This is a genomic window from Bradyrhizobium sp., assembly GCF_035701725.1.
GTDB lineage: Bacteria > Pseudomonadota > Alphaproteobacteria > Rhizobiales > Xanthobacteraceae > Bradyrhizobium.
Map to the genome: position 1 here is coordinate 1 of NZ_DASSRP010000117.1, position 24,571 is coordinate 24,571.

The 24,571-nt window shown below is 62.9% G+C and carries 22 protein-coding genes and 1 other RNA gene; 13 read left to right on the forward strand and 10 right to left on the reverse strand.

What is annotated here, in order from left to right; translation table 11 throughout:
* The 4 genes from VFL62_RS06435 to tkt form a co-directional block, all read right to left on the reverse strand.
* Window positions 1-110 (reverse strand): class II fructose-bisphosphate aldolase (locus VFL62_RS06435; RefSeq protein WP_325171552.1); only part of this gene is annotated, 110 nt, incomplete at its 3' end.
* Window positions 111-149: 39 nt separating this feature from the next.
* Window positions 150-1,346: a phosphoglycerate kinase gene (locus VFL62_RS06440; RefSeq protein WP_325171533.1), complete on the reverse strand. Its 1,197-nt coding sequence runs from the start codon at window positions 1,344-1,346 to the stop codon at window positions 150-152.
* Window positions 1,347-1,492: 146 nt separating this feature from the next.
* Window positions 1,493-2,500 carry a type I glyceraldehyde-3-phosphate dehydrogenase gene (gap, locus tag VFL62_RS06445; protein WP_325171534.1) on the reverse strand — a complete coding sequence of 336 codons (1,008 nt, stop codon included), beginning with the start codon at window positions 2,498-2,500 and terminating at the stop codon, window positions 1,493-1,495.
* A gap of 220 nt (window positions 2,501-2,720) precedes the next feature.
* Window positions 2,721-4,706: a transketolase gene (gene tkt / locus VFL62_RS06450; RefSeq protein WP_325171535.1), complete on the reverse strand. Its 1,986-nt coding sequence runs from the start codon at window positions 4,704-4,706 to the stop codon at window positions 2,721-2,723.
* A 495-nt stretch (window positions 4,707-5,201) separates the two neighbouring features.
* Between tkt and VFL62_RS06455 the strand changes: the two genes are divergently transcribed.
* The 5 genes from VFL62_RS06455 (at window position 5,202) to VFL62_RS06475 (ending at window position 8,182) form a co-directional block, all read left to right on the forward strand.
* Complete coding sequence (locus tag VFL62_RS06455) at window positions 5,202-5,522, forward strand: DUF4164 domain-containing protein (protein WP_325171536.1); 321 nt, start codon at window positions 5,202-5,204, stop codon at window positions 5,520-5,522.
* Complete coding sequence (locus VFL62_RS06460; RefSeq protein WP_325171537.1) at window positions 5,519-5,902, forward strand: cell division protein ZapA; 384 nt, start codon at window positions 5,519-5,521, stop codon at window positions 5,900-5,902. The genes VFL62_RS06455 and VFL62_RS06460 overlap by 4 nt, the downstream gene beginning before the upstream one ends.
* Before the next feature lie 233 nt (window positions 5,903-6,135).
* A complete protein-coding gene (locus VFL62_RS06465; RefSeq protein WP_325171538.1) occupies window positions 6,136-6,450 on the forward strand; it encodes a hypothetical protein in 315 nt (104 codons plus the stop codon).
* Between the two features lie 323 nt (window positions 6,451-6,773).
* Window positions 6,774-7,319: a hypothetical protein gene (locus VFL62_RS06470; RefSeq protein ID WP_325171539.1), complete on the forward strand. Its 546-nt coding sequence runs from the start codon at window positions 6,774-6,776 to the stop codon at window positions 7,317-7,319.
* A 125-nt stretch (window positions 7,320-7,444) separates the two neighbouring features.
* Window positions 7,445-8,182, forward strand: a complete 738-nt coding sequence (locus tag VFL62_RS06475; RefSeq protein ID WP_325171540.1) for an MFS transporter — start codon at window positions 7,445-7,447, stop codon at window positions 8,180-8,182.
* Between the two features lie 28 nt (window positions 8,183-8,210).
* Here VFL62_RS06475 and VFL62_RS06480 read toward each other — a convergent pair whose 3' ends face one another.
* Complete coding sequence (locus VFL62_RS06480; RefSeq protein ID WP_414644629.1) at window positions 8,211-8,579, reverse strand: hypothetical protein; 369 nt, start codon at window positions 8,577-8,579, stop codon at window positions 8,211-8,213.
* A gap of 296 nt (window positions 8,580-8,875) precedes the next feature.
* Complete coding sequence (locus VFL62_RS06485) at window positions 8,876-10,858, reverse strand: ABC transporter ATP-binding protein/permease (RefSeq protein WP_325171541.1); 1,983 nt, start codon at window positions 10,856-10,858, stop codon at window positions 8,876-8,878.
* Between the two features lie 114 nt (window positions 10,859-10,972).
* On the opposite strand from VFL62_RS06485, the gene VFL62_RS06490 reads away from it, so the two are divergent.
* The 5 genes from VFL62_RS06490 (at window position 10,973) to VFL62_RS06510 (ending at window position 15,499) form a co-directional block, all read left to right on the forward strand.
* Window positions 10,973-12,493, forward strand: coding sequence for a hypothetical protein (locus tag VFL62_RS06490; RefSeq protein ID WP_325171542.1), 1,521 nt, complete (start codon window positions 10,973-10,975; stop codon window positions 12,491-12,493).
* Window positions 12,494-12,713: 220 nt separating this feature from the next.
* Window positions 12,714-13,670: an SH3 domain-containing protein gene (locus tag VFL62_RS06495; RefSeq protein WP_325171543.1), complete on the forward strand. Its 957-nt coding sequence runs from the start codon at window positions 12,714-12,716 to the stop codon at window positions 13,668-13,670.
* 208 nt (window positions 13,671-13,878) lie between these two features.
* Window positions 13,879-14,039, forward strand: a non-coding RNA gene (gene ssrS, locus VFL62_RS06500) — 6S RNA.
* 47 nt (window positions 14,040-14,086) lie between these two features.
* A complete protein-coding gene (locus tag VFL62_RS06505) occupies window positions 14,087-14,665 on the forward strand; it encodes a 5-formyltetrahydrofolate cyclo-ligase (RefSeq protein WP_325171544.1) in 579 nt (192 codons plus the stop codon).
* Window positions 14,666-14,674: 9 nt separating this feature from the next.
* Window positions 14,675-15,499, forward strand: a complete 825-nt coding sequence (locus VFL62_RS06510) for a TIGR00282 family metallophosphoesterase (protein ID WP_325171545.1) — start codon at window positions 14,675-14,677, stop codon at window positions 15,497-15,499.
* Between the two features lie 133 nt (window positions 15,500-15,632).
* Here VFL62_RS06510 and leuD read toward each other — a convergent pair whose 3' ends face one another.
* The gene (gene leuD, locus VFL62_RS06515) at window positions 15,633-16,238 is read right to left on the reverse strand and encodes a 3-isopropylmalate dehydratase small subunit (RefSeq protein ID WP_325171546.1); all 606 of its coding nucleotides are present in this window, start codon (window positions 16,236-16,238) and stop codon (window positions 15,633-15,635) included.
* Complete coding sequence (locus VFL62_RS06520; RefSeq protein ID WP_325171547.1) at window positions 16,225-18,384, reverse strand: hydantoinase/oxoprolinase family protein; 2,160 nt, start codon at window positions 18,382-18,384, stop codon at window positions 16,225-16,227. Before VFL62_RS06520 ends, leuD begins: the two co-directional genes overlap by 14 nt.
* Before the next feature lie 181 nt (window positions 18,385-18,565).
* Between VFL62_RS06520 and yghU the strand changes: the two genes are divergently transcribed.
* Entirely contained in the window at window positions 18,566-19,444 is an 879-nt protein-coding gene (gene yghU, locus VFL62_RS06525) for a glutathione-dependent disulfide-bond oxidoreductase (protein ID WP_325171548.1), read from the forward strand.
* A 25-nt stretch (window positions 19,445-19,469) separates the two neighbouring features.
* Here the strand turns inward: yghU and VFL62_RS06530 are convergent, their stop codons facing one another.
* Together VFL62_RS06530 and VFL62_RS06535 are read right to left on the reverse strand one after the other, a co-directional pair.
* A complete protein-coding gene (locus tag VFL62_RS06530; RefSeq protein ID WP_325171554.1) occupies window positions 19,470-20,012 on the reverse strand; it encodes a hypothetical protein in 543 nt (180 codons plus the stop codon).
* Window positions 20,013-20,034: 22 nt separating this feature from the next.
* Window positions 20,035-21,210 carry a zinc-dependent alcohol dehydrogenase gene (locus VFL62_RS06535; protein WP_325171549.1) on the reverse strand — a complete coding sequence of 392 codons (1,176 nt, stop codon included), beginning with the start codon at window positions 21,208-21,210 and terminating at the stop codon, window positions 20,035-20,037.
* Window positions 21,211-21,513: 303 nt separating this feature from the next.
* Here VFL62_RS06535 and VFL62_RS06540 point away from each other — a divergent pair, with 303 nt between their 5' ends.
* A complete protein-coding gene (locus tag VFL62_RS06540) occupies window positions 21,514-22,707 on the forward strand; it encodes an L-dopachrome tautomerase-related protein (protein WP_325171550.1) in 1,194 nt (397 codons plus the stop codon).
* 42 nt (window positions 22,708-22,749) lie between these two features.
* A complete protein-coding gene (locus VFL62_RS06545) occupies window positions 22,750-23,859 on the forward strand; it encodes a two pore domain potassium channel family protein (RefSeq protein WP_325171551.1) in 1,110 nt (369 codons plus the stop codon).
* Window positions 23,860-24,571 lie beyond the last annotated feature (712 nt).

The window sequence follows — 24,571 nt, forward strand, 5'->3', positions numbered from 1 at the left end:
GCCTCCATGATCGCGAGCGCCTGTTCCATATTGTTGATGTTGAAGGCCGGCACGCCGTAGTCGTGCTCCGCCGCGTGGTCGAGCAATTGGCGCAACGTGATCCGAGCCATGCAATTCTTCTCCGCGCTGGGGCTTCCGCCCGATATGAACTATTGCTTCTTCAAAACTTCGACGCCGGGCAGGGGTTTCCCCTCCATCCATTCAAGGAATGCGCCACCTGCGGTCGAAACATAGCTGAAATCACCGGCCACGCCTGCCTGATTAAGCGCCGCCACGGTGTCGCCGCCGCCGGCAACCGACACCAGCTTCTTGGCTTTGGTGCGTTCGGCGGCGTGGCGCGCCGCGACCATGGTGCCGCGGTCGAACGGCGTCATCTCGAAGGCGCCGAGCGGGCCGTTCCAGACCAGCGTCTTGGCGTCGTCGATCGCCGAGTGAATCCGCGCCGTCGATTGCGGGCCGATGTCGAGGATCATGCCGTCGGACGGAATCGCGTCCAGGCCATAGGCATGCGACGGCGAGTTGGCGGCGAAATGAAACGCCACCACGGCATCCACGGGCAGGATGATCGCGCAATTGGCCGCGGTCGCTTTTTCCATGATCCGCTGCGCCGTCGAAGCAAGATCCTTCTCCGCCAGCGATTTGCCGACGCCGATGCCCTGCGCGTGCAGGAAGGTGTTGGCCATGCCGCCGCCGATCACCAGCGCATCGACCTTGCTGACGAGGTTTTCCAACAGATCGATCTTGGTGGAAACCTTGGCGCCGCCGATGATCGCGATCACCGGTCGCGTCGGGGCTTCCAGTGCCTTGGAAAGCGCATCGAGTTCGGCCTGCATGGTCCGCCCGGCATAGGCCGGCAGCTTGTGGCCGAGGCCTTCGGTGGAAGCGTGGGCGCGATGCGCCGCGGAGAACGCGTCATTGACCCAGATGTCGCCGAGCTTGGCGAGTTCAGTGACAAAGGCCGGATCGTTCTTTTCTTCCTCCTTGTGGAAGCGGGTGTTTTCCAGGCAGAGAATCTCGCCGTCCTTCAGCGCCGCGACGGCCTTTTGCGCGACCTCGCCGACGCAGTCGTCGGCAAAGGCGACCTGCTTGTTGACCGTGTGCGACAGCGCGGCGGCGACCGGCTTGAGCGATTCCTTGGGGTCGCGCCCCTTGGGCCGGCCGAAATGCGCCAGCAGGATCACCTTGCCGCCTTTGTCGGCGATTTCGCGGATGGTCGGCGCGACGCGTTCCAGACGCGTGGCGTCGGTGACGCGGCCGTTTTCCATGGGCACGTTGAGATCGACGCGCAGCAGCACGCGTTTGCCCTTCACGTCGACGTCGTCGAGGGTGCGGAATGGTTTTGTCATTGGTGCGCTTCCTTGTCCCGGGCGCATCGCGGCGCGGAGTGCCGCCATGCAGAACCGGGACCTACGCTTTAGATCCGGGTCCATGGGTCCCGGATCAGCGATGCACCGCCGGAGCGCTGCATCGCGTCCGGGACAGGAGAAGTGACTTAACCCAGCTTGCCCATCGCGACGGCGGTGTCGGCCATCCGGTTGGAGAAGCCCCACTCGTTGTCATACCAGGACATCACGCGCACCAGCGTGCCGTTCTGCACCTTGGTCTGGTCCATGTGGAAGGTCGAGGAGTGCGGGTCGTGGTTGAAGTCGATCGAGACGTTCGGATGCGTGGTGTAGCCGAGGATGCCCTTGAGCTGCTGCTCGGCGGCCCGCTTCATCGCCTCGTTGATTTCTTCCTTGGTGGTCTTGCGCGAGGCGACGATCTTGAGGTCGACCACCGAGACGTTCGGGGTCGGGACGCGGATCGCAACGCCATCGAGCTTGCCGTTCAGTTCGGGCAGCACGAGGCCGATCGCTTTCGCCGCTCCTGTCGAGGTCGGGATCATCGACATCGCGGCGGCGCGGCCGCGATAGAGGTCCTTGTGCAGGGTGTCGAGCGTCGGCTGGTCGCCGGTATAGGCGTGGATGGTGGTCATGAAGCCGGTCTCGATGCCGACGGGGTCGTTGAGCACCTTGGCGACCGGCGCCAGGCAGTTGGTGGTGCAGGAACCGTTGGAGACCACGAGGTGCTCTTTGGTGAGCTTGTCGTGGTTGACCCCGTAGACGATCGTGGCGTCGGCGTTCTCGGCCGGGGCCGAGACCAGCACGCGCTTGGCGCCGGCGGTCAGGTGGGCGGAGGCCTTGTCCTTGGCGGTGAAGATGCCGGTGCATTCGAGCGCGATGTCGACGCCGAGCGCCTTCCACGGCAGTTTCGACGGATCGCGTTCGGCCGAGACCTTGATCTTGCCGTTGCCGAGGCTGATCGAGTCCCCTTCCACCGTCACCTTGCCGGGAAAGCGGCCGTGAACCGAGTCGAAGCGGAGCAGATGGGCATTGGTCTCGACGGGACCGAGATCGTTGATGCCGACCACCTCGATATCCTTGCGGCCGGACTCGGCGATGGCACGCAGCACGTTGCGGCCAATGCGGCCAAACCCGTTGATAGCGACCCGGACTGCCATGGTGTTTCTCCTTTAATAGCCCCGATCATCCCTACGGGCGGGTCCCGCAAGGATGTTTTGGGCGGTTCGCCCGGTTCGGCCGGGCGGAGGCGGAAAAGATCGCTTTTGCTAGACCTTTTTCCGGACAATCTCAACCTGTCGGCGGACATGGCTTGCCTGATAAAGCGCGCGGTCGGTTAATCTCTCCCGGACGGGGAGAGGTAACTCGCTTCGTGGTTGCTTAGTTCACGCGCTTCAGAACTGCGTTAACCGTGGCCTCGGCGGTAATTCCGAAGTGCTTGTAAAGGTCCTTGGCGGGCCCGCTTTCGCCGAAACCATGCATGCCGATGAAGAGGCCGTCGTGGCCGATCACGGCATCCCAGCCCCAGCGGACGGCGGCCTCGATCGCCACTTTCACCGGCGCATTGCCGATGACGGCTTTTTGCTTGTCCTCGGGCTGCGACAACAGCAGTTCGAGCGAGGGCACCGAGACCACCCGCGTCGCGATGCCGCGGCCGGCCAGTTCCTTCTGAGCGGCGACCGCGATCTCGACCTCGGAGCCGGAGGCAAACAGCGACACCTTCGCCTCGCCCGAAGCCGGGACCAATTCATAGCCGCCGTGGCCGCAGGGGTTGTCCGACGGCGCGGAGGTACGCAGTTGGGGCAGGTTCTGTCGGGTCAGCGCCAGCACCGTCGGGCCGGTGGTGCGGTTCAGCGCCAATTCCCAGCATTCGGCGACTTCGACCGCATCGCAGGGGCGGAACACGCGCATGTTCGGGATGGCGCGCAATGCCGCGAGGTGCTCGACCGGCTGGTGCGTCGGGCCGTCTTCGCCGAGACCGATCGAATCGTGCGTCATCACATAGACCACACCCGTTCCCATCAACGCGGCAAGCCGCATGGCCGGGCGCGCATAGTCGGTGAAGACCAGGAAGGTTGCGCCATTCGGCGCAAAGCCGCCGTGCAGGAAGATGCCGTTCATGGCAGCAGCCATGCCGTGCTCGCGGATGCCGTAATGGATGAAGCGGCCCTTCGGAGACTTGGCGCCGAACGCCTCGGCCGATTTCGGCTTGTTGTTGTTGGAGCCGGTGAGGTCGGCCGAACCGCCGACGAATTCCATCGGCATCGCTTCCGCGATCGCATCGATCGCGGCTTCGGAAGATTTGCGCGTGGCGATGTTGAGCGGGTTTTCCAGGAGCTTCTTCTTGTGGTCGCGCAGCGCCTTGGCGAGCGAGGCCGGCCGCTCATGGCGCAGACGGCGTTCGAATTCGGCGCGCTTGCGCGGCCCGAGCTCCGCATAGCGGGCGTCCCAGTCGGCGCGCGCCGCGGCGCCGCGGCTGCCGGCTTCGCGCCAGGCCTTGAGCACATCGTCCGGCACGGAGAACGGCTCGAGCGAGATGCCGAGCCTTTCCTTGGCACCTTTGAGCTCGTCCGCCCCGAGCGCCTCGCCATGCGCTTTGGCAGTGCCGGCCTTGGTGGGGGCGCCATAGCCGATCGTGGTCTTGCAGGCGATCAGCGAGGGCTTGTTGGATTGTCTTGCGCGCGTGATCGCCGCCGCGATCGCCGCCTGGTCCTGGCCGTCGATCAACTCGGCGGCCCAGCCCGCGGACTTGAAGCGCTTGACCTGATCGACCGAGTCGGCAATCGAGGTCGGCCCGTCGATCGAGATGCCGTTGTCGTCGTAGAGCACGATCAGCTTGTTGAGCCGCCAGTGTCCGGCCATTGCGATCGCTTCCTGCGATACGCCTTCCATCAGGTCGCCGTCGGAGGCCAGCACGTAAGTGTGGTGGTCGACGATCTTCTTGCCGAATTCGGCCGCCAGCATCTTTTCCGCCAACGCCATGCCGACCGAGGTCGCAATGCCCTGGCCGAGCGGGCCGGTCGTGGTCTCGATGCCCTTGGTGCGGAAGTTCTCGGGGTGACCGGGGGTGAGCGAATCGACCTGACGGAAGCGCTTGATCTGATCGAGGGTCATGTCCTTGTTGCCGGTGAGATACAGCAGCGCGTACAGCAGCATCGAACCGTGGCCGGCGGACAACACGAAACGGTCGCGATCCGGCCACGCCGGGTCGGCGGCGTCGTATTTCAGAAACTGCGTGAACAGCACGGTTGCGACGTCGGCGGCGCCCATCGGCAGGCCGGGATGACCGGACTTCGCCTTCTCGACCGCGTCCATCGCAAGCCCCCGGATCGCATTGGCCATGCGGACGTGATCGACCTTCGTCATGATGAAATTCCGTCAGATATTGAGATGTTTGGGTGAACCTGCGCGGTCAGCGCACGGGTGAGGATGCACAGTGCACGCCCTCGGATGGAACCTTAAAGTCAAGGGCTGGATAGCACCTCATCTGCCAAAGTCAAAGGAAGTGCGCCGGATTTGGCGCGCCTCGTGTCCCGATTCCAAAGTCCGTTGCAGTTTGCGGCCCAGGTTTCGAACCCCGGAATCGAAGGGAGGCTGGCTAACTTATTGATCTCGTGTGGCCTTGGCTCAGAACGCCGCGCCGCCAGCTTGCGGCGCGAACGACGCCGAATCCCGAGCCGTTGCGCCAATGGATTATTTCAACCTGCTTTGCGGTGCATAGTTCCGAAGCGGCGTTGCGCTAGCCTTGTTCGTTAAAGTAAGTTTCTCCTCCCAAGCGCTTGATTTTACAAAATGCGTCCGGCGTGGCCGGGGGCGATGCGAATGTTAGAATCGGACCACCGCGCTGTCATGAGCGATGCCATGGACGATCATACGGTCAAGGGTTCGGGCCAGCCCGAACAGGCTTTCGCCGACATCGAGGCCGCGACGCGCCGCCTGCTCGGCGCGCTCGATGCGTTGGAGCGGGCGGTCGAGCGGCGACGCGAGGCCGATCGTGACGAGGACGAGCTGGCGGCGCGGATCCAGGCGTTGGGCGCCGATCGCGCGCGGCTGGCCGATGAACTCGACAGTTCGCTGGTGCGCTCGAAACGGCTCGAACGTTCCAATCGCGAGATCGCCGAACGGCTCGATGCCGCGATCGGCACCATCCGCGAGGTGCTGGAAGCCGGAGAGATCTCATGAGCCACATCAACGTGACGATCAACGCCCGGCAGTACCGCATGGCCTGCGAAGAAGGCCAGGAGGTGCGGCTGCTCAAACTGGCCGAGAGCCTGGAATCGCGGATTCAGAGCCTGCGCGGCAAGTTCGGCGAGATCGGCGATGCGCGCCTCACGGTGATGGCGGCGCTGACGGTGTGTGACGAGTTGCAGGATGCGGGAAATCGCATCCGCGCGCTGGAGGAAGAGCTGATCGCGCTGCGCGACGTGCGCACCGTTGCGGCCGACCGCGCCAAGGCGACGCAGGTCGCGGTTGCCAATGCGCTCAACGCGGCCGCCGACCGCATCGAGAAGACCACGCAGGTGCTCAACCGCACCATCGGCGGCGGCGTCGCGATCGGGTGAGGGACGCCGGCGCGCTGCCTGCTAATCTGCGCGCTGGTCTCTGCGATTTCCGCTTCCGGCGGCGAAGCGGAATGAGAGCAGGGGTGATGTACGGCTTTCGTTGATGACCCTGAGCCGACACAGACTGTTTTGAAATCTCTTGGCGCAGCATCTTGCCCTAGCGAGATGTGGTATTGATGTAGCGGGACGGATCGATTTGCCGGGTCTTCCGCCGAGGGTTCGAACTAGATCGCATGGCATCGCAGGCTCATCCTCTTATGCTCCGCCGGGAAATCAATCGCATTGGCGCGATCGCGCCGCCCGTTATGTCACTCCTTGCGTTTTGCTTGGTCCTCATAGCTGTCGGCACAGGATGGGTTGCCGGTATGACAGATGAAGGATCAGCCGCCCATATTTTCCAGCTTCTTATTGCTTTGCAGCTACCACTCATTGTCGCGTTTTTGGTTACAGCAGATTGGAAACAGTTCTTGCGCGTTGCGGTCATACTAACTTTTCAGGTTGCAGCGATCGCGTTCGCCTTTGGCCCTGTCGCATTTTTCAAGCTCTGACTTGAGTGCTGACGGCCGCTGCGGGCGACCGGCTTTTGGGTGCAAGGCGGGCTTGACGTATTACTCAGCCAAATTTCTCCTTGCTCCGTCGGTCGTCGGCACGTCGCTCGCCATACATCCATCAGGAGAGGCGTTGTGCCGCCTCATTCCATGTGAGCGGCGCCTTGCGAACCGGCGGGTCTCCGCCAAGCGCGGCCGATAACGCGCGAAACAATCCGGTTCATCCGTAGCTGGATCGCTTTGTCGCAATCGGCAGGTCCGCCTGACTGTGAAGCTGCGCTTCATGGCCCATCCAGATTATCGCGGATAGCTACGCGCCAGGAATGGCCTACATCCGGGTTGCAAGTCGGCACCAACCATCGGTGTCGAGACGCAACGCCGACTCGCGCCTTTTCCGAGCTGGTGTTGACCACAAGCAATCATGGAGCTTCGCGGTGAATGTAGCGAACCGAACCATCGAATCTGCCCGCAACGCCGTCCTCGCACTCGCCTTAAGCCTTACAGGAGTTACCTCGATGACCAACCCAGCAGTTGCCCAAACCCAGGCTTCCTCACCTACAATCACGGGTGTGCTCGTGATCTCGACCGCGAAGGCGGCCGTCTCGCGCGAACAGGTTATGGCCGTGATGCCGGCTGAAATCCGCGGGACCGTGCAGCTTTATCTCGGCGGGAAGATTCGTGAATGGTATTCGCGCGGTGATGGTCGAGGGGCCGTCTTCCTGCTGGATACCAAGGATGTCGCCGAGGCGCACGCGATCATGGATGGCCTGCCGCTCGCCAAGGAAAATCTATTGGACCACGAGTACATCGCCGTCGGCCCGCTTTTTCCGCTCCGACTGCTGATGGCCAATCCCGAACCCAAGCAATAGCGGGCCTCACGATGTACAACCGCAGCGAAACAATATCCGCCGCCATTGTCCCCTCGCATTCCGCTTGGCGCGGAATGTTCTGGCCCACGCTGTTCACGTTGCTTTGGGCGTGGCTGAGCTGGCGCATGCCAGCGCTTCTCGAGAGCGGGATTGCGGCCATGGCCGTGCGGCTGCTGGTCCACGGGCTCATTGCGCTCGGCCTGTGGCTCGGGCTCGAAAATACCGAGCTGACGCCGGACCAGCGCCGCGCGACCTGGGTGACGATCATGGTCCCGTTTACGCTCTGGATGGCGCTCGCCTGGGGCTCCGCCATCAACGGCTGGTTTCGCCCGGAAGTGACGTCCTTGCCGCTGCTTCCGATGGCGATCTTCCTGCCATTGATCATCGGCGCGTCGTTGCTGTTGTCGTCGAAGCGCGTAGGTGAGGTGCTCGATGCGATGCCGCTGACCTGGCTGGTCGCGCTTCAGCTTTACCGGGTGTTCGGTAGCCAGTGGCTCGTTTACTGGCTGCATGGGGCCATCCCCGGCATATTTGGCGTGCCCGCGGGAACGGGCGACGTGCTGACCGGTCTGTTCGCGGTACCGGTGGCGATTGCACTGGCATCGGGAAGCGCCGAGGCACGAAAGACGGCGATGCTCTGGAATATCTTCGGCATTGCGGACTTCGTGGTCGCGGTCACCATGGGGCTGATCACTTCACCCGGGCCGCTTCAGTTGATCGTGCCTACGGGAGCGAGCATCGGCTCGGGGATCTATCCGAACGTGCTGACCCCGGCTTTCGTGGTGCCGAGCTCGATCCTGCTGCACGCCGTGTCGCTGCGGCAACTGTCCCGACGTGGCCGGACCAAGGCCGCGGTCGGGTGAGGGCGCGTTGCCGCGCCGGGATGACGGCTCACGTCATCGTTCCCGGCAGGAAGCAGCGGATCAGGGGGTGCCCGTTGACGTAATACGGCCACACCATGGTTCGGCCCGCGCGATTCGGCTCGGTGATGACGCTATCGGCGGGAACGTCGATCCACTCGCCGTCGAGACGCACGCGATAGTGGCCGTCCCTGGTGTCCCAATCGACGTCGGCAAGCGCCATGCCGTCGGCGTTCGAACAACATGCGCCGCCGGCCTTGCTGTGCAGGCTGTCGAACCACGGTTTTAAGGGCGAATTAGCGTATCGGCCGTCGTCGTGCGCCTGGACGGAAACGGCTGCCATGACGAGGGCGGCGCAGCCCGCAGCGGCCGCAAGCAGTGCTCGTCTTCGATGTCGCATCAAGCCACTCATGCGCTTGCAAAGCGCTTCGTCAAACGTTTCTGCAATGCCAATTGAGACGCTCTGCCGAAGTTCCTAATTTGCGGAGCGTGCCGGGCGGGTTTTTCAAGGCGTGTGGACCACGGAACGGCGAAGCCCTGCGCCGGCTTCTTGAAGGAGGATGGTTTCGTTTCGGAACGGCCGACTTGCGGCCAAATTGCGTTGCGCTCCGCGATCCCGGCATGCGGCCATGCTTTGGAGAATGGGGGAATGAAACTTGGAACGGCGAAAGCCCCGCCGAGAAGCGGGGCTTTCGCTCATTTTTTCGCTTTCGCCTGCGGCTTGCGTTTGCGCAGGAAGCGGCCGAGCAAGGCCCTCTTGCCCTTCCGCGGAATCAGTTCGATGTCGCTGACGAGCTTCGCGCCGCCCTTGCGCCGTTCCAGCGTGATCTTGCGGCTGTGATAGGCCTCGAGTTCGGCGCGATGCGCGACGCTGACGATGGTTGCCTTCGGCAACGCCTTCATCAGCATCTCCATGATCTTGTCCTGGCTCTTTTCATCGAGCGCGGAGGTGGCTTCATCGAGCACCACGATGTCCGCGTTGTGCAACAGCAGCCGGGCGAAGGCGAGGCGCTGCTTCTCGCCGCCGGAGAGCGTCTGGTCCCACGGCGCATCCTCTTCGATTTTTTCCCTGAGATGATCGAGCCCCACTTTGTGCAGAGCCTCGGCGATTTCTTTCTCATCCCAGCTTTCCGCCGCGCCGGGATAGGCCACCGCGCGGCGCAGCGTGCCGGATGGCACATAGGGCCGTTGTGGCAGCATGAACAGGCGGCGGTCCGGATGGAAATTCACGCTGCCGCCGCCCCACGGCCAAAGGCCGGCGATGGCGCGCACCAGCGTGCTCTTGCCTGAACCGGACTCGCCAGCGACGAGCAGGCGTTCGCCGGGTTCGATGACGACTTCGGTTTCGTCGACCACGGCAGTTCCATCGTCCAGCGAGACCGAGAGGTTCTCGAGGCTCAACATGGCTTCGCCTGATGTTTCGCCACGTCTGATACGGCCGAAGCCTTCCGCTTTCTCGGCGCGCTCGAGCCCGTCGAGCGACATCATCAGCGAAGCGATCCGGCGCGCGCACGCATTCCAGTCGGCGAGCCGCGGGTAGTTGTCGACCAGCCATCCGAACGCGCTCTGCACAATGGTGAAGGCGGAGGCCGCCTGCATCACCTGGCCCAGCGTCATGGAGCCATCGAGAAATTTGGGCGCGCAAAGCAACAGCGGGACGACCGGCGCGACCAGGCTCGAGCCCTGCGAAACCAGCGTCGTGCGCATGTGCTGGCCCGCGAGCCGCGCCCATTGCCGCAGCACATTGCCGAAGGTCCGGTCGATGCCGTCGCGCTCTTCCTCTTCGCCGCCGAGAAGCGCAATGCTTTCGCCGTTCTCGCGCACCCGCGTCAGCGTGTAACGAAATTCCGCCTCGGCCTGGTTCTTGTCCTCGGAGATCTGAACGAAGCGGCGGCCGATCGCCATGATCGATCCTGATGCGACGGCTGCATAAAGAACCGCTGCGATGACCAGAAAGCCGGGAATCGTGACCGTCGAATTGTTCACGGTCACGGTGAGCGCGCCGCCGATGGTCCAGAGCACGACGATGAAGGTCGAAGCCGACAGAAAGGCGGAGGTGACGCCGGCGACAAAATCGACCGGCGAGTCGGTTGCCACCCGCAAATCTTCGGCGATGCGATATTCCGGATTCTTGTGATCGCCGCCGACCAGGTTGAGCTGATAGTAACGGCCGTTGGCGAGCCAGCGCGAAATCACCGAGGTGGTCAGCCAGGTGCGCCAGCGGCGCTGGATGCTCATGCGCACGAACACTTGCGCGACGCCGAGCGCAAGGCTCCCGATCGCGAGCGGAAAGAACATCGCGGTGAGGTGATACACGACGGCTGCGTCGCGCTTTTCGATCGCATCGAAGATCGCGCGATTCCACACATTGATGCCGTACTGAAAGCCGACCGTGCCCGCAATGAGAACCAGCAGTGCGGCGGAAAACGGAATCGCAAAGCGATCGCCGTTGCGTCCCCAATAGCCGCGGGCGCTGATCCAGAACCGCGTCAGCAAATACCCCTTGCGGGCTTCCTCGGCCTCTTCCGGCGTCAGTTCCGGATCGGGCTCGACGATTTCGGGCGGAGGCGGCTCGACCTCGCCGCCCTCGGCGACGACTTCGACGATCGGCGCCTTTTCGTCCGAATGGTCTTGCGGCGAAGGTGCGCGCTCTCTGGTTTTGGTCTCTGTTTCCGGCATCGACCGATAACGGTAGTGAAATCAGAAGGTTCCGCGCGTGAAACCCGGCCGCTCAGGGGATCTGCGACGAATTGCAAGGATGCGCGGGCTGCTAAAGCCATCCAGAATCATTCGATGAAGACAGTCCGGATCGTTTCTGCATGCGCGCTTCGTGTGCTTGCCGTCGCAGCGGCATTTTTCGTCACCCACGGCCGCGCCGCCATCGCCGCTGACGTGCGCATTGCGCCCGCCGAGCTGGCCGCCATCGGCGCGGTCGACGCGCGCTTTCAATCCTTCAACATCGAGATGGTGGGGGTCACGGGCGGGCCGTTCTGGAAGCCTTATGCCCTCGAAACGCAACGCTCTGCCCCTGTTGGAAACGACACCCTGTTCTCACAGCGGCCGCCGATCGATCTCACTAATAAATCATTGCGGAAACGCGCAGCCGCGCTTTCGCCGTCGCTGATGCGCGTTAGCGGCACCTGGGCCAATACGACGTTCTTTGCCGGATCGGACGACACTTTGATGCGGCCTCCGGCCGGCTACAGGAGCGTGTTGACCGCGCATCGGTGGCGCGAGGTGATCGATTTTTCGAACGCTGTCGACGCGCCGATCGTCACGTCCTTTGCGATCAGTGCGCCTACGCGTGACGCGAAGGGCATATGGGAGCCCGACGTCGCGCAGCGGATGATATCCGCAACCCGCGCCGTGGGTGGAAACATCGTCGCGACCGAACTGATGAACGAGCCGGATCTGCCTGCGATCGGCGGCGCGCCGGCCGGCTATGACGCCGCCGCCTTCGCGGCGGATTTTCGCATCTTTCATGCCTTCATGAAAAAGACCGCGCCGGAGGTATTGATCCTTGGACCCGGCACCGCAGGCCGTAACGCCGAGGCCTCTGACCTGTCTAAGGCGTCCGCCTTCGGCATCGACGCCGTTTCCTATCATTACTATGGCGCACTATCGGAGCGCTGCGCCAAGGGCGAGCCGGCCGATGCCGCCTTGTCCGAGGAGTGGCTCTCCCGCACCGAGCAGACGCTGACGTTCTATCGCGCCTTGCGGGACCGCGCTGCGCCCGGCAAGCCGATCTGGCTCACCGAGACCGCACAAGCGGCCTGCGGTGGCGACAGATGGAGTTCGACCTTTCTCGATACGTTCAGATATCTCGACCAGCTCGGGCGGCTGGCAAAGGCGGGCGTGCAGATCGTCATGCATAACACGCTGGTGGGAAGCGACTACGGCCTGCTCGACGAGGAGACGTTCAGGCCGCGGCCGAATTACTGGGCGGCGCTGCTGTGGCGGCGCTTCATGGGCGAGGTGGTGCTCGATTCCGGCGTGCCGATCGCGCAGGGCCTGCACGTCTATGCCCATTGCCAGCGGCGAATGCCGGGCGGCGTGGTGTTGCTGGTCATCAACAACGACGCGCAAGGCTCGCACGAACTGATGCTGGCCGCTCCCGCCGCGCGTTTCACGCTGGACGCGGAGACGCTGCAAGACAGCGCCGTGCGCCTGAACGGCACGCTCTTGAATCCAGATGCCGTCGATCGCCTGTCGGACCTGGCGGGCATCGCGACAGGCCCGGGCGCGATGAAGTTTGCGCCGGCGACCATCAGTTTTATGGCGATGCCGGATGCGAAAAATCGCAACTGCAATTAGTGAGAGCCCGGCGCTTCACGCCGTTCGCCGATCACATCGAAAACGCCGCGTGCGGGCATCGCACCGCAACTGCCGGTGGCTCTCAGATGAACAGTGAATGAACGGCCGCTCTGCCGCAATGCCGAGCCGCGCGATCCCTTCACCATTTTAGCGCATGCGACGATCTTTCCCGGAACGAGCGCAGCGGTCGAACGTTCGGCTGTCAAAGGAGGAGTGTGCCATGAAACTAAAAGCAGTTCTGACAGCAGCCATGCTGCTCGCGCCGACCGCCGCCCTCGCGGCGCCCGGCATCGTCACGACATCAGCCGGCCTGAGGGCCGGTCCCGGTCCGGGCTTCCCATTGGTCGATCGCATTCCCGGCGGCGCCCGCGTCAACATCCACGGATGTCTGAGGGGCGATGCCTGGTGCGACGTCAGCTGGTCTGACGACCGCGGCTGGATATCGTCGCAATATCTCGAATATCTCTACCACAACAGCTACGTCTATCTTCCCGATTATGTCGATGAGATCGACGTGCCGATCGTGCCGTTCGTGTTGAGCTCGTATTGGTCAAGCTATTATGCGGGACGGCCGTGGTATCACCGCCAGGCGTACTGGTCCAACTATTGGACCTCGCATCGGCGCGAGGCGTCGCGGATGACCATCGATCGCTCGGCGACTCGCATCGGTCGCGCGGCAACGCGCAACGCCGCGATTTCGCAGGGCCGAACGCCGCGCGGCGGCTTCGAAGGACGCGGGATGCGCGATCGCAACGCGCAATTCCGCGACCAGCGCGGCCTGCGCGGACGTGAAGCCTTGGGACGTGAAGCCTTGGGACGTGAGGGCATGAGGGGCCGCGAGCGCTTTGACGGCGCGCGCGTGGGCCGTGAGGGCATCACGGGCCGTGAGCGCTTCGGCAACGAGCGAGGGGCGGCCCGCGTTAATGCGCGCATGCAGCCGCCTGCGGCAAGAGCGCGTGAAGGCGCGCGCTTCTCCGCTGCGCCGACGGCGCGTCCGATGCAGCGTGTCGCGAAGCCGACGGTCGGCGGCAATTCGCCGGTGAACGCACGGGCGCAGGCCCCGATGTCGCACGCGGCGCCCGCGATGCCGCATGGTGGCGGCGGCGCGCCGCACATCAACGCAGCGCCGCGCGGTGGCGGCGGACCGGCCGGTGCTCCCGGCCGCGAACATCACTAGATGACGAAAAGCCCGGCCAAGCGCCGGGCTTTTTTTCTGCGCCTTCAAATCATCCTTGCGCCGTCTGGCAAATCACAGAGCGGGCAACGTCCGGACCGATTATCGAGACCCACAAAGCGCGTCTCCCACATTGAGAATCGGGGAAAGGGCGGTGCATCCGGCCCCGCCGCCGCTGGCGATTTCGCCGCGTCGTTGTTACATTGCATTCGCGAGGCTGCGTCGCGCGTCAGGAGCCATATATCCCCGGGGCCTTATCGATCCTTTAGGGAACTGTCCCTGGCCGGGTCCGTGGACCCGGACATATGGTGCCCACCTACTTTCGTAGGGAACTCCGGGATCGAGCGCTCCAACGGCGACCGCGGCTTCGCACTTTTCTCTTTCGGCGTGATGTGGCGTTACATGGCAGGGGGCCGCGCATGTCCACACTTCCGTCCAAGGGTCATCTTCGCAAGACCGCGCTCGAAGCGCGCGATGCGATGGAGGCAGAGACGCGCGCTTTGGCCGGCGAGAAGCTTGCCGCGCGCGGCCTGCCGTTCCGGATCGAGCCCGGCGCTGTTGTTTCCGGCTATTCGCCGATCCGCAGTGAACTCGATCCGATGCCCTTGATGCACAAACTCGCCGCGCAAGGCGCAAGGCTGGCGCTGCCGGCGATTCTCGGGCGCGGCAAGTCGCTCTCGTTTCGGGCGTGGTCGCCCGGCGATCGGCTGACGATGGGCCCGCTCGGCATTCTCGAGCCTTCGCCGGCGATGGCCGAGCTCATTCCCGACATCATGCTGGTGCCGTGTGCTGCCTTCGACCGGCTCGGCCACCGTATCGGCTATGGCGCCGGCCATTACGACTTCACGCTGGCGCACTTGCGCAAGTCAAAGCCGATCATCACGGTCGGCCTCGCTTTTGCCGCGCAGGAAATCAAGGCTGTTCCCTCGCTGGCGCACGACGTCGCGCTGGATTATGTGCTAACGGAAAACAAGACGTTCGATTTTCGGACCAGCTAGGAGCTTCGATTGCGTATCCTGTTCGTCGGCGACGTGGTCGGCCGGTCCGGCCGCACCGCGGTGTCGGAACATCTGCCCGAAATGGTCCGCAACTGGTCGCTCGATCTCGTCGTGGTCAATGGCGAGAATGCGGCCGGCGGTTTTGGGATCACGGAAGCGATCTATCAGGAACTGCTCGATGCCGGCGCTGATGCGATCACGCTCGGCAATCACGCCTGGGATCAGCGCGAGGCGCTGGTGTTCATCGAGCGCGCGCCGCGCCTCATTCGCCCCTGCAATTTTCCATCCGGCACGCCGGGCCGCGGCGCCGCCTTGATCGATACCAAGAGCGGCAAGCGCGCGCTCGTCATCAACGCCATCGGCCGCGTGTTCATGACCCCGTTCGATGATCCCTTCGCGATCCTGGCCCGTGAGCTTGCGGCCTGTCCGCTGCGCGACGCGGCGGACGCGGTGGTGGTCGATTTCCACGGCGAGGCCTCGAGCGAAAAGCAGGCGATCGGCTATTTCTGCGACGGCCGCGCCAGTCTCGTGGTCGGCACCCACACCCATGTGCCGACCGCCGACCATCAGATTCTCGCCGGCGGCACCGCGTATATGACCGACGCCGGCATGACCGGCGATTACGATTCCATCATTGGCATGCAGAAGGACGAGCCGATCCGGCGCTTTACTTCGGGCATTCCGGCGGCGCGTTTCGAGCCGGCGCTGGGCACGGCGAGCCTGTGCGGCATGGCGGTCGAGACCGACGATGCGACAGGGCTTGCGCTGAACGTGGCAGCCGTTCGGGTCGGTGGCAGGTTGTCGCCGGCGCTGCCGGAATTCTGGCTGGCCTGATTGTCAGCCGGACAGGCCGATATTGGAGGCAAGAGAAAAGGCGGAATGAGCGTCGGCTCATTCCGCCTTCATTGTTTGTCTTGATTGTTCGTCGCGATTATTTGCGTGGCTTCTCCGGCGAGCGCCGGCGCGCTTACAGCCAGGGATGCTCGGCGTGCTTCTTCTTCTCAAAGGCTGCGATCTTGTCCTTCTGCAACAGCGACAGCTCGATCTCGTCGTAACCGTTCAGAAGACTTTCGCGCGAGAACGCGGCGACGTCGAAATGGTCGACCTTTCCGTCAGGCCCGGTGACAGTCTGCTCGCGCAGATCGACGGTGATCTCGGCGCCCGGCAGCTCGGTCAGGAACTGAATCAGTTCATGCACGCGCTTGGCGCTCAGCTTGACCGGCAACATGCCGTTCTTGAACATGTTGTTGTAGAAGATGTCGGCGAACGACGGCGCGATCACGCAGCGGATGCCGAAATCGAGCAGCGCCCAGGGCGCGTGCTCGCGGCTCGATCCGCAACCGAAGTTTTCGCCGGCGACCAGGATCTTGGCTTTGCGGAAAGGTCCCTGGTTCAGCACGAAGTCCGGGCGCTCTTCGCCGTTCTCGACGTAGCGCCGTTCGGAAAACAGCGCCTTGCCGAGCCCGGCCCGCTTGATCGTCTTGAGGAACTGCTTGGGAATGATCGCGTCGGTATCGACGTTGGGAATTCCCATCGGCGCGGCCACCGCCGTCAGCTTCTCAAACTTCTCCATCACCGTTCTCCTCTCGCATTTCCTCGACCAACGTCGCTCGTCCGAGGCCGATCAGGACCACCGGCGTTTGGGGCGGCACGCCCGCAAGCTCGCTGTCCACGATCTTGACCGCATTGGAATAAAGGCTTTCGTCGGTCACGTCGAGCAGATGGCTATCATACAGCAAAACCGCGCCGAAAAAGGCGTCGGGTGGGTCTTGAGGCCCGAACAGGTGCATCGATTGCAAGGAATTCCGCCAGTTTGCAACGGTTGTCCGCTGCACAACTGCATGGCTGCGCTGCAAACGCACGTTGCCGCGGCGATCGACGATCCGCAGCGAATGCGCCGCGCCGGTTTTCGGAGTGTAGACAAAGGCGCCCGGAGTTTCGGCGGCGAGTTCGATGTCGTCCTCCGACAGGCGGAGCGACCGGGCCGCGATCCGGCAGGCCTGCCGCTCCGAGACGGTTTCGGTGTCCCCGGAACTGCGAAGCGCGGCGGCGCCGGTGGCGATGGCGCGGATCCGGCCGGTCTGGCGATCGATCTCCACGGAAACGTCGACCGTCTTCGGATCGGCACCCAATTTGGCAATTGCTTGCAGCGTTTCCTCGCGCAGATGCGCGATGTCGTCCGACGACGGATCGGGATTGACCCGTTCGACGACCTCGCGAACCATGGCGAGTGCGGCGCCGATCGACGAGATGATTTCCGCATCCTTTGCGATCTCGAACCGCAGACCCAGTTGCTCTGCAACCGTCGGCAACAAGGCGCCGATGCCGCCGCCTGTCCCGATCAGCACTTGCTGGTCCTCGTCGAGCTGGTATTCCCTGATCAGGGATCGAATCGTCGGCGTCACCTTGCCCGCCGCCGACGCCAGCACTTCCATTGCCAGCGCGACGACGTCCTTGCCCAACATCGCCGCCAGCGGGGCGAAAGCGGCGCGCGCGGCTTCCGGCGGCGCGTAGCAATGCATGTCGGGGCGCGTCAGCGCGGCCGCATTGGCCGCGCAGGTGTTCGTCAACGCAAAGCGGCCGTGATGTTCGGTCTCGATCGCGACGAAATCGCCGCCGTCGCCGGGCTTCGGCTCGAACAACACGACGCGGGCGTTGGCGAATATCTCGGCCGGCGCGAAGCAGGCATAACGCAGGCCTGCGATGTGGGCGCTTCGCGGCCCGACCTCGCGCACCGCGCCCTCCGCGATCCTGATCAGGCTGCCGCCGGCAACCCCCAGCACGCGCACGTCGAGCGAGCTGACATAGGTGTCGTGGCCGCCGACATTGGCATAGGTCACGACCGGGCGGCCGGCCTTGACCACGCCGAGATTGGTCGAGGTGCCGCCGACCTCGAAATAGATTCCGTCGGACATGCCGACATGCATCAGCGAGCCCGCCACGCTCGCGGCGGGGCCGGACAGCATCGTCATGGCCGGGCGATGCCGCATTTCGCTGATGTCCATCACGCCGCCGTCGCCGCGCATGATCATCAGCGGCGCATCGATGCCGGCTTTCTTGATGCTGGTTTCAGTCAGGTTCGCGGTCGCGATCATCCGCGGCAGGATCGAGGCGTTGATCACGGCGGTACGCGTTCGCGTCGTCAGTCCGTACAGTCGCGTCACCTCGTGCCCGCAGGTGGTCGGCAGGCCGAACCCGCCGCCGACATCACGAACCAGCTCTTCAGCCGACGTATTGTCGACCCCGAACGCGGCTGAGGCCACCAGCACCTGGGCGCCCTCGGCGCGCAGCGCCGCCACGGCATTCTCGACCGCTTTCCGATCGAGCCCGTCGCTCAGCAGAAACCGGTTGCAGGTTTCAAGCACGCGGCCGGGCGCCAGTTCGATCGGATCGATGCGAACCTGCGCCTCTGCCAGTTTCGCCGCCCTGGCGCCCGCAAGGCCCAGGATTCCGACCCGCGCCACGTCGCCTTCCAGAAGCGCGTTGGTGGCTTGCGTGGTGCTGTGGGCGAGCAGGACCACATCGCGGGCATCGATCCCGGCATCGCTCAGCACGCGCTCGAACACTTCGATGACGCCGGCCGCGACGCCATCGGGATGGTCGTGGGTGGTGTGAACGGACGAGCGCCCGACCACGCTGCCGTCGATGTTGTCGAGCAGGGCGGCCTTGGTGAAAGTTCCTCCTACGTCAATGCCGATGCGATAGGATTTTTTGCTCATGCGGCTTCTCGTACAAAGGACCGGGAAGCGTGGTCAAGCCACAATCACCGCACGGCGGGCGTGCATGCGCGGTGTGCGCGTCCGGCACTTTCCGCCTCTCGGCTATATCCTATATTGCCGCTTATCAATCCGCCTCGCCGCCGATCCAGTTGCCGTGTGGGCGCTTCCCCAGGAGCACCGAATGACTGACGAAACCGCGTATACGCCGCCCAAGGTCTGGAAATGGATCGCAGAGAATGGCGGCAAGTTCGCCAGCACCAACCGGCCGATCGCGGGCGCGACGCATGAAAAGCAATTGCCGGTCGGGAAGCACCCCTTCCAGCTCTATTCGCTGGCGACGCCGAACGGCCAGAAGGTCACCATCATGTTCGAGGAGTTGTTGGCATCAGGTCATCGCGGGGCGGAATACGATGCCTGGCTGATCCGGATCGATGGCGCGCAATTCGGCTCGGGCTTCGTCGAGGTCAATCCGAACTCGAAAATCCCGGCGCTCTTGGATCGAAGCGGCGAGAAGCCGTTCCGGGTGTTCGAATCCGGCGCCATCCTGTTGCACCTGGCGGAGAAGTTCGGCGCGTTTCTGCCAAAGGATACGCCGACGCGGGCCGAATGTCTGTCCTGGCTGTTCTGGCAGATGGGCAGCGCACCCTATCTCGGCGGCGGCTTCGGACACTTCTATGCCTATGCGCCATTCAAGATCCAATACGCCATCGACCGTTTCGCGATGGAGACCAAGCGACAGCTCGATGTGCTCGATCGCCGCCTGGCCGACAATGAGTATCTTGCGGGCGATCAATATACGATTGCCGACATCGCGGTGTTTCCCTGGTATGGCGGCCTGGCGCAGGGACTGCTCTACAATGCCGGCGAATTCCTCTCGGTTCAGGACTACAAGAACGTGCAGCGCTGGACCGCGGCGATCGCGGCCCGGCCGGCGGTCAAGCGCGGCCGCATGGTCAATCGCGTGTCGGGCGATCCAGCCAACCAGTTGCGCGAGCGCCACGACGCTTCAGACTTCGAAACCAGGACGCAGGACAAGATCGGCGAAGAGGTCAAGGCTTAAGTCGTGACGTTCGCAAGGCCATGAGCTAGGTCGCCGCGAGTTGCTTCCTGAGTTTCGTGGCCGCGCCAATCCCGCGTGAGGCGGCTATTCCTTTCGGATACCCGGTGCGGTCGCTGTAGGTGCGGCGAGACCCGTTGCCCGGTGCATGGCGTGCGCTGACCTCCTTGGCGGTTGCGAAATCGAGCAGAGTGATGCCTCCAACCATCAGCAAGGCAAGCGCCACGTTTCCCCTTTTGGGATTGTCCGCGTGCAAGGCGCCCATCAATGTCGCGATGTCGAGTCCGTCGCCGGCGACCCGGCTCCACAGCCCGGTTCCCTTCTCGGTCGAAAGCGAGAGCACACCGGCGGCTATTTCCCGAGCCCCATAGGCGCGCACAAGCGTTTCCTGCCCTTCCATGCCGAGCGCACGTGTCACGCGCTCCGGAGTCAGCAGTTCCAGTGCGCCTAGCCCGAGGCTGAACCAGCCGAGATTGCGCGCCATCCGGTCGGAAGCCCCGAACGAACTCGGCCCCGTGCTGATGACTTTCGGATCGCCCTTCGAACGTACAAAGTTTGCGATTTTTCCAATGGTCACGACGTCTGTCCTTCCTTTAGTTCTTGAGCACGACCTTCACACAGCTGTCCTGCTTGTCTCGGAACACCTTGTACATCTCGGGCCCCTGTTCCAAAGTCGCGGTGTGCGTGACGACAAAGGATGGATCGATGTGGCCTTCCTGGATGTGGCGGAGCAACCCGTCGGTCCAGCGGTTCACGTGCGTTTGCCCGGTGCGAACACTTAGTCCCTTGTTCATGAGTTGGCCCATTGGGACCTTGTCGGCGAGACCGCCATAGACCCCCGGGATCGAAAGGATGCCTCCGGGTCGGCACACATAGATCATCTCGCGCAGCACGTGGGGACGGTCATTCTCCATCATCATCAACTGCTTCGCCCGATCGAGGATCGTATCCGGCTGGCCGAATGAAACATGCGACTCCGTTCCGATGCAATCGATGCACTTCTCGGGTCCCTTGCCATCGGTCAAATCATTGAGCCGGCCGACGACGCTCTCCTTCTCGAAATTGATCGTGGTTGCGCCGCCCGCTTCCGCCATGCTGAGCCGCTCCGGAATGCGGTCAATGGCGATGACCTGGTTTGCCCCGAGCAGGATGGCGCTGCGGACGGCCATTTGTCCTACAGGTCCGCAGCCCCAGATCGCGACCGTGTCGGTCGGCTCGATGTCGCATTGCGCTGCCGCCTGCCATCCGGTCGGGAATATATCCCCGAGGAACAGCACTTGCTCGTCCGTCAATCCGTCGGGCACCTTGATCTGGGTCGCATCAGCAAAAGGTACGCGAAGATACTCTGCCTGCCCGCCAGGATAACCGCCGGTCAGATGCGTGTAGCCGAACAGCCCTGCGGTGGTATGGCCGAACACCTTGTCGGCAATTCGCTTGTTGCGGTTCGTCCGCTCGCATACCGAGAAGTTACCGCGCTTGCACTGCTCGCATTCACCGCAGATGATGGTAAAGGGCACCACGATCCGGTCGCCCTTTTTCAATTTCCCATTGACGCCGGAGCCCACCTCGACGACTTCGCCCATCATTTCGTGACCCATGATGTCGCCAGGCAACATGGCCGGAATGAAATTGTGGAACAAGTGCAGGTCCGAGCCACAGATTGCACAGCTCGTCACCTTGATAATCGCGTCTCTGGGGTCCTCGATCTCCGGATCGGTAACTCTGTCGCACCTGATATCTTCCTTGCCGTGCCAAACGAGCGCCTTCATGCTGACCACTCCGGTTCTAAACCCACATCAGCGCGAACTCGCGGCCCGATGAACGGTTTCTAATTGAGTGAAATAATCTCGGTCGCGTCATCTCGACTGGCCCTTGCAGCCAAGCGCTACGAACGACGCAAGGTGCGGAGTCTGCCGGCTTCGGCCGCGATCCGAGCAGGTGCCTTATCGTAGATTTATGCCGATAGGGTTTGAGGCGGCGCGACCTTTTAAGTCACGCGTATAGCTTTCGGTGATAGGAACGATATTGGAAGGAGAGGATTGTGCCCTGAATCTCCAACGAGGGACCGCTCGATGCGTCCAAACGCGTTCTGCTCCTGCGCAGCAGTACTGCTGTCCATCTCGTCCGCTGCCCACGCGCAATCCGCGACAGAGGATATCAAAGCCAAAACGGAACGACTTGTGTCTCCGCTGGTGGACTCTCGCGACAGTCGGCTGCAGGAAGTCGCCACGTTCGACCATCAGGTGACCGGTGTGACCGTCGCGCCCGATGGCCGCATATTCGTGAACTTCCCCCGGTGGACGGAAGATACTCCCGTTTCGGTGGCCGAACTCATGCCGGACGGATCGACCAGGCCCTACCCGAATGAAGAATGGAACGCCTGGCGCAACGCGCGAATGTCCGAAGTGTCACCCGGTGATCACTTCGTTTGCGTTCAAAGCGTGGTCGCGGATCGACGCGGTTCGCTTTGGGTTGTCGATCCGGCAGCGCCGAATGCCGAGAAGACCGTGAAGGGTGGACCCAAGATCGTCGAGATCGATCTCAAATCGAACGGCGTAAAGCGGGTCTTTCCGATGAGTGCGGATATCGCTGGTCCAGCCAGCTATTTGAACGATATTCGCCTCGCACCCGATGGAAGGTTCGCCTATTTGACCGATTCCGGTTCGCCCGGGGGGTTGGTTGTTCTTGAAACGGAGTCCGGCAAGGCATGGCGCGTGCTGAGCGAGGATGCCTCGACCCAATTCGACCCAAGCGTTACGGTCATGACGGACGGCAAGCCGCTGCGGCGGCCGGACGAGCGCCAGCCTTTGTTCAATGCGGACAGTCTCGCGCTCTCAAAGGACGGAAACACCCTCTATTGGCAGGCTCTGACCGGTAAGACCCTCTATCGGGTTGCCACATCGAGCATCCAGAGCGCGGACGCCGCTAGCCATGTCCGTCCGGAAACGGTTGGAACGACAGAGCCTGCCGATGGGCTCTGGACGGGCGAGCATGACGAAATTTATCTCAGCTCACTCGCCAACAATGCCGTCAAGGTCGTCAACCCAAAGGACGGCAGCATGCGAGAAGTATTGACGGATTCCCGCCTTCGTTGGCCGGATACGTTCTCGCAAGGCCCAGACGGCGCGATCTATGTCACGGCGTCTCACATTCAGGATTCGCCCTGGTTCCACATGGCCTGGACCGATAAGCACTTCTCGCTCTTTAAATTCATGCCGGGTGAAAGTAACACCGTCGGGTCCCATCGCGAGCCGAGCCGGCAGTAAGCGCGCGTCTATAGACGCTGCCACACGACGCGGAGGCCGAAGGTGCGCTGGATTGAGCCCATCGGTGGAACGGCGCTGATGGGTCTCGTCCTGGCCGACGTATTTCTCACGGTTCTCTACGCGCGGGCGGGCACCGGAATCATCAGCGACCGCTTGGCAAGAGCGGTGTGGTTTGCGCTACGCAAAGTTTCCTCGCGCCGCGGCAGGCTTCTGTCAATCTGCGGGCCGCTGATCGTGGTCGCATTGCTGCTGGCCTGGTCCATCTTGCTCGCGCTTGGGGCTGCACTCATCGTGCACCCTCAGCTCGGGACCAGCATCACCAACAGCAACCAAGAGACCCCCACCGATTTCGTGACAGCGCTTTACGTCGCCGGAAGCAGCCTGTCGATCGTTGGAGGCAGCAGCTTCGGGCCGCAAAGCGCTGGGGCAAAGCTGTTGTTTCTTCTCAATTCGGTGATCGGAACATCGGTCATCTCGCTGACGATCACCTACCTGATGCAGATCTACGGCGCCCTCCGGAGCAGGAATACGCTCTGCCTGAAAATTCACGCGCTTTCCGCTGAGACTGGCGATGCCGCGGATCTGCTAGCCCATCTGTTTGCAAACAATCAGCTGAGTGCCGGCTACAACAATCTGTCCGAGCTCGCGGCTGAGCTCACCGAGGCGAAGGAAGCTCATCACTTCTATCCGATCCTGTTCTACTTCCGCTTCCCTGAACCGTTTTACGCCGTTTCGCGGTCATGGTTGATCGCGCTCGACGCAGTGTCGTTGATCCGAAGCGCATTGCCGAAGGATGCGGAATGGCTGAAGCAATCGGGTGCGGTCACCCAAATATGGTCCTCCGGGCTGCTCCTGCTTGATACGCTGAACGGCGTTTTCCTGAGGAACAAAGCATTCCCTGAGGTCAACGACGAGGATCAGCATCTCTGGCGAGTTCGGCTCGATCATGCGCGCCGGCGCCTGAAGGATGCTGACATAAGCCTGACGGAGGATCTGGCGCATTCGTACAAGGCTTACATGGAATACAGAAGCAGGTGGGACCCTGCTGTCCGTCGGATCGGCAGTGCCATGGCGTACGATCCCGGAGACATAGACGCAGCGATACATGGAGCGCGGCGCGTGACGCCGAACGCGACCGGTTTCTTGCGCTGAACGCCACTCACAAGCTCCGCGAAACCGGCGATTCAAGGTTGGCTCCAATCCAAAGGTTCCGGAGAAGACCAGGAGGAACGTCGGTCGCCTCCGATGGGTTGTCCGATAGACGATGAAAGGACACCACTCATGAAGTTTACGGCTATTGCAATTTCCGCTCTGTTCGCGGTTTCAGGGAGCATCGCCCATGCGCAAGGAGGGCCGAGCGGCCGCGGAGCGGTTACTGGCGATCCGGCTGCAAGCTCGGCAAATCCTTCAGCCGGAACAACCGGCAGTTCTTCGCGGTCAAATCCGAGCGGAAGTGGCACTTCGTCGTCCGGCGGGAGTGATGCCAATGGCGACGCCGGCCGTGACAAGATGCCGGACTCCGATCGCAACGTTAGGCCGCTACAGGACCAAAACAAGCCCACCGTGGCGCGCTGACCTACGAAGCCGCTGGGGGAAATCGCCCCGGGCCCGCCTTGATGTGCGTCCACGATCTGCCTGGAGGCCGCTGCCGCCTCGGCCATTTGTTACTGATTGGAGTGCCGGCTGTTTGGAGAGTTGCTCCGAAAGGCACTGGAACATCAGAGGACTTTCGCCGTGAGTTTCTGCGGCTTTGCCGTATTAACAATTAAGATAGTCATCGTGTCGTATACATCGATGTTCGTAAGGAGCATCGATGCTGTCACGCATAGTTTATTTCAGTCGCAATCTCTTGCGCGGCTCTCGA